A 4,254-nucleotide genomic window follows, 5' to 3' on the forward strand; every position below is an offset into this window, starting at 1 on the left:
GTCGAGCACCGCAGGTTGCCCGAAGCGAAGCGTAGGGACCCAGACTGCGGGTCGCCTTTTCTTTGGTGACTTTCTTTTGGCGAAGCAAAAGAAAGTTACTTGCTGCCGGGCAACCCCCGGCCAGCAGAACTTAGAAGAGAGAACAGAGGGAGCGGCGCCTGCCGGCGCAAGACCCGGCACCTAAACCTCTGGCGCCACAAACTCCGCATATTCATAAAGCGAGCCCAAAATCCCTTCCCCCCGTTCGTCGGCAGTTTCCGAGAGCGTGTCGATCCGCGCGAACAACGCATCCACATTGCGCGCCCCGCCCTCGCCTTCGAGCAGCCAGGCGACGCGGTGCGCCTCCCAGCGCTCGGCGTCCTCGGGCGACAGGGTCTCGGGGAAATTGCGGGCGCGGTAGCGGAACAGCATTTCTTCGAGCCTGTCGTCGTCAAAACCGGTTCGGCTGTGGGCGAGTTCTGCGGGCGATAGCGCGCGCAGCTGGTTCAGGCGGCGCCGATCGGTGTTGTTGATGAAGCCGCCGTAGAGGTCTTCATCGACGTCGGGCGTGCCTTCTTTGGGGCGCTGAAAGACTTCCGGCCAGATGGCGCTCATGTCGGGCAGGCCGGCGGCTTTTTCGGCGTTGCGCAGGGCGGCGTCTATGTCCACGCCCCACTGGGCCGCCATCTCGGGCGTCAGGGTGGCGAGTTTGCGCACCACCATGGGCGACTTGTTGAGGTGCACCGACTTGATGGGCAGGCGCTGCACGCCCTCGGGCAGGTCGGCGGATTTGCTGAAGAGGCGCTGGCGCAGCGTGGCGACGTCCAGCAGCGGCAGCTCGCTGGGGTCTTGCGACAGGTCCCAGGCCAGCAGTTCGTTCTTGTTGGTGGGATGGGTGGCCAGCGGCCACATGACGCCCAGGCAGCCGCGCTCGGGCGGGAACATGYCCGAGATGTGCAGAAAGGGCTGGGCCGTCTGCGGGCTGGTGGGCAGGCCGAGTTCGGCGGCGACGCGGTCCTTCTTGTGCAGGCTCAAGGCAAAGTCGAAGAGCTTGGGCTGCGCCTGGCGGATCAGCCGGGCCAGCGCGATGGTGGCGCGCACGTCGGACAACGCATCGTGCGCCGCGTCATGCATCAGGCCGTTGGCGCGCGCCAGGTCTTCGAGCTTGAAGCTGGGCCGGGTCGCCTTCGGGTCGTCGGGAAAGCGCTCGTCGGGCTTGCGCGGCCAGGTGATGCCTTCGGGCCGCAGCGCATAGGCCATGCGCACCACGTCCAGCAGATCCCAGCGGCCGCAGTCGTTCTGCCACTCGCGCGCATAGGGGTCGATGAGGTTGCGCCAGAACAGGTGGCGTGTGACCTCGTCGTCAAAGCGGATGGTGTTGTAACCCACGCCTATGGTGCCGGGCTCGGCCAGCACGGCCTCGATGCGGGCGGCGAATTCGTGCTCGGCCACGCCGCGCTCCAGGCACAGCTGCGGCGTGATGCCGGTGAGCAGGCAGGACTCCGGGTCGGGCAGATAGTCGTTGGCGGGTTTGCAGTAGAGCATCAGCGGCTCGCCGATTTCATTGAGTTCGGCGTCGGTGCGTATGCCGGCGAACTGCGCGGGACGGTCGCGCCGGGGGTTGATGCCGAAAGTCTCGTAGTCGTGCCAGAGAAAGGTGTGGGAGGCCATGAAGCTTCTCGGAAGGATGGTTAAAGCAAGGGGGAAAACAGCCGCGCGGTGGCGTCGGCCAGCCGTACCAAAAAGCGCTGCGGCCTGTGGGCGCGCACGGCGGCGGCGCTGCGCAGGTCGGTTTCAAACTGCTCGGCCAGCGGCCCGGCCAGCGCCGGGCCGTAGACCACCGCCATGACCTCGAAGTTCAGGCGGAAGCTGCGGTTGTCGAAGTTGGCAGTGCCGGCCATGGCGCAGTGGTCGTCGACCACCAGGGTCTTGGAGTGCAGCATGCGGGCCTTGTATTCCCAGACCTTGACGCCGGCGGCGATCAGCTCGTCGTAGTAGGAGCGCGCGGCGGCGCTGACGATCAGGCTGTCGCTGCGGCGCGGCACCAGCAGGCGCACGTCGACGCCGCGCAGTGCGGCGCTGGTCAGCGCCATCAGCGCGGGCTCGCCGGGCACGAAGTACGGCGTGGTCAGCCAGGCGCGCTGGCAAGAGGCGTTGATGGCCGCCACGTGCATGCGGTGTATGGGCTCCAGCGTGGTGTCGGGCCCGCTGGTGACGATCTGCACCGGTATCTCGCCGGCCTCGGCTTCGGGCTGCAGCCGCGGCAACAGCTGCGGCAAGGCGCGCTGCCCGTCGTTCAGGGACTCGCCGGTGGTATAGGCCCAGTCCTCGAGGAAGGTGGTCTGCAGCCAGCGCACGGCGCTGCCTTCTATGCGCAGGTGCACATCGTGGTAGGCGTCGCTGCGGGTGCGCCGGTCTTCTTCGTCGGTGATGTTGACGCCGCCGGTAAAGCCTATGCTGCCGTCGCAGACCACGATCTTGCGGTGCGTGCGGTAGTTGGTCACCGGGCGCAGCCGCCGGCCTATGCGGGTGTCGTGGAAAAACGCGACCTGGCCTCCGGCGGCCAGCAGCGGCGCCAGGAAGCTGCTGCCCAGGCGCTTGGAGCCCAACGCGTCGACCAGCAGCCGCACCGTGACGCCCTCCCCGGCTTTTTGCACCAGCAGGTCGCGCAGCTGGGTGCCGATCTGGTCGGGCTCGAAAATGTAGTACTCGAGGTGGACGTGGTCGCGGGCCTCGCGCACCGCCTCGAAGATGCGGTCAAAGGTGCGGGCGCCGCCCGAGAGCAGCTCGACCGAGGTCGCGCTGGATACCGGCAAGCCGCAGGCGGCGGTGCCCAGCGCGGCCATCTGCCGCAGGGCCGCGGGCGCCATTTCCGCGGCCTCGCGCAGCAAGGCCAGGTCCGCGCCCGCGCGCTCGCCGGCACGGCTGCGCAGGCGCTTGAGACGCTGCTTTTTCAGGCGCTGGGGCCCGAGGAAGTAATAGACGACAAAGCCCGCGAAAGGCAGCAAGGCCAGCGACAGTATCCAGCTCATGGTGGACACCGGGGCGCGCTTTTGCATCACGATCCAGATGGACAGCACCGCGATGTAGGCGCTCCAGGCCAGGGAAAGGCCGGTTTTCCATTCGGAGCTGAGTTCGGGAAGCGTCAAGACAGGATTTGAAGGGGTTGGCGGCGCTGGCGGGCATGAAAAAAGGCCGATAGCGTGATGCTACCGGCCTTTTGGGTGGGTGCTGAAAAATCAGCGCCTGCCAAGCCCTCAGTTGGTCTCAGCCGCTTCGGCTTCGGGTTTGGCCTTGCCCTCTTTCTTGGGCAGCGGCTGGATGTCGAGTTCGACCTCGCCAGTTTCCACGCCTTTTTCGTCGGCCGTCACTTTCATGTCGACCGTGAGGCGCCCGCCGTCCATCAGGCGGCCGAACAGCAGTTCGTCGGCCAGGGCGCGGCGAATCGTGTCCTGGATCAGGCGCTGCATCGGGCGTGCGCCCATCAGCGGGTCGAAGCCCTTCTTGCCGAGGTACTTGCGCAGCGTGTCGGTGAAGGTGACCTCAACCTTCTTCTCGGCCAGCTGGGTCTCGAGCTGCAGCAGGAACTTGTCAACCACGCGCAGGATGACGGTTTCGTCGAGCGCCTTGAAGCTCACGGTCGCATCCAGGCGGTTGCGGAACTCGGGCGTGAACAGGCGCTTGATGTCGGCCATCTCGTCGCCGGACTCGCGCGGATTGGTAAAGCCGATGGTCGCCTTGTTCATCGTCTCGGCACCGGCGTTGGTGGTCATGACGATGATGACATTGCGGAAATCGGCCTTGCGCCCGTTGTTGTCCGTCAGCGTCCCGTGGTCCATGACCTGCAGCAGCACGTTGAAGATGTCCGGGTGCGCCTTTTCGATCTCGTCGAGCAGCAGCACCGCGTGCGGCTTCTTGGTGATGGCCTCGGTCAGCAAGCCGCCCTGGTCGAAACCGACGTAGCCCGGGGGCGCGCCTATCAGGCGGCTCACGGCATGGCGCTCCATGTACTCGGACATGTCGAAGCGGATCAGCTCAATGCCCATGATGTAGGCCAGTTGCTTGGCGGCTTCCGTCTTGCCGACGCCCGTGGGGCCGGAGAACAGGAAGGAGCCGATGGGCTTGTCGTCCTTGCCCAGGCCCGAGCGCGCCATCTTGACGGCTGACGAAAGCACGTCGAGCGCCTTGTCCTGGCCRAAGACCACGCTCTTGAGGTCGCGTTCCAGCGTCTTGAGCTTGCCGCGGTCGTCGTTGGAGACGTTGGCGGGCGGGATG

3 protein-coding genes are annotated in these 4,254 nt (G+C 66.2%); all 3 read right to left on the minus strand.

Features of this window, described 5'->3' with window-relative positions:
• Positions 1-180 precede the first annotated feature (180 nt).
• Positions 181-1,650 (minus strand): exodeoxyribonuclease I, encoded by a 1,470-nt coding sequence (gene sbcB / locus AC1D0P_RS22575; RefSeq protein ID WP_477678790.1) that lies wholly within the window; start codon positions 1,648-1,650, stop codon positions 181-183.
• 20 nt (positions 1,651-1,670) lie between these two features.
• Positions 1,671-3,128, minus strand: a complete 1,458-nt coding sequence (gene cls, locus AC1D0P_RS22580; protein WP_477678791.1) for a cardiolipin synthase — start codon at positions 3,126-3,128, stop codon at positions 1,671-1,673.
• A gap of 108 nt (positions 3,129-3,236) precedes the next feature.
• Positions 3,237-4,254 (minus strand): AAA family ATPase (locus AC1D0P_RS22585; RefSeq protein ID WP_477678792.1); only part of this gene is annotated, 1,018 nt, incomplete at its 5' end.

The sequence above is a fragment of the Polaromonas sp. P1_G2 genome (assembly GCF_056405515.1).